Raw genomic sequence first — 1398 nt, forward strand, 5'->3', positions numbered from 1 at the left:
GTGGGCCGTGACTGCGTGCCTTTTGAAGAATGAGCCTGCGAGTTTGCGGTGTGTAGCGAGGTTAACCCGTGTGGGGTAGCCGTAGCGAAAGCGAGTCCGAATAGGGCGTTTGAGTTGCATGCCCAAGACCCGAAGCGGAGTGATCTAGCCATGGGCAGGTTGAAGCGGAGGTAAGACTTCGTGGAGGACCGAACCCACCAGGGTTGAAAACCTGGGGGATGACCTGTGGTTAGGGGTGAAAGGCCAATCAAACTCCGTGATAGCTGGTTCTCCCCGAAATGCATTTAGGTGCAGCGTCACGTGTTTCTTGCCGGAGGTAGAGCACTGGATAGGCGATGGGCCTCACCGGGTTACTGACCTTAGCCAAACTCCGAATGCCGGTAAGTGAGAGCGTGGCAGTGAGACTGTGGGGGATAAGCTCCATGGTCGAGAGGGAAACAGCCCAGAACACCGACTAAGGTCCCTAAGCGTGTGCTAAGTGGGAAAGGATGTGGAGTCGCAGAGACAACCAGGAGGTTGGCTTAGAAGCAGCCACCCTTGAAAGAGTGCGTAATAGCTCACTGGTCAAGTGATTCCGCGCCGACAATGTAGCGGGGCTCAAGCACATCACCGAAGTCGTGTCATTGCAGCATATAGGGCCAACGCCTGCTGTGATGGGTAGGGGAGCGTCGTGTGCCGGGTGAAGCGGCGGTGGAAACCAGTCGTGGACGGTACACGAGTGAGAATGCAGGCATGAGTAGCGATACAAGAGTGAGAAACTCTTGCGCCGATTGACCAAGGGTTCCTGGGTCAAGCTGATCTGCCCAGGGTAAGTCGGGACCTAAGGCGAGGCCGACAGGCGTAGTCGATGGACAACGGGTTGATATTCCCGTACCCGCTTTGAAGCGCCAACGCTGAACCAGGTGATGCTAAAGCCGTGAAGCCGGCCCGGAGTCTTCGGACAAAGGGACGTGGTGGAGCCGCTGAACCAAGTCTGTATTAGGTGAGCGATGGGGTGACGCAGGAAGGTAGTCCAGCCCGGGCGGTGGTTGTCCCGGGGTAAGGGTGTAGGCCGAGTGATAGGCAAATCCGTCACTCATTGAGGCTGAGACCTGATGCCGAGCCGATTGTGGTGAAGTGGATGATCCTATGCTGTCGAGAAAAGCCTCTAGCGAGTTTCATGGCGGCCCGTACCCCAAACCGACTCAGGTGGTCAGGTAGAGAATACCGAGGCGTTCGGGTGAACTATGGTTAAGGAACTCGGCAAAATGCCCCCGTAACTTCGGGAGAAGGGGGGCCATTCCTGGTGACGGCACTTGCTGTCAGAGCTGGGGGTGGCCGCAGAGACCAGCGAGAAGCGACTGTTTACTAAAAACACAGGTCCGTGCGAAGCCGTAAGGCGATGTATACGGACTGACG

1 rRNA gene (only partly in view) is annotated in these 1398 nt (G+C 56.9%); it reads left to right on the forward strand.

Annotated features, from left to right (window positions below):
- A 23S ribosomal RNA gene (locus ACFWIC_RS40925) occupies positions 1–1398 on the forward strand; its annotated part runs 1273 nt beyond the window's last position; the annotation flags it as partial.

The sequence above is a fragment of the Kitasatospora sp. NPDC127035 genome (assembly GCF_042726075.1).
In the GTDB taxonomy this organism is placed as follows: domain Bacteria; phylum Actinomycetota; class Actinomycetes; order Streptomycetales; family Streptomycetaceae; genus Kitasatospora.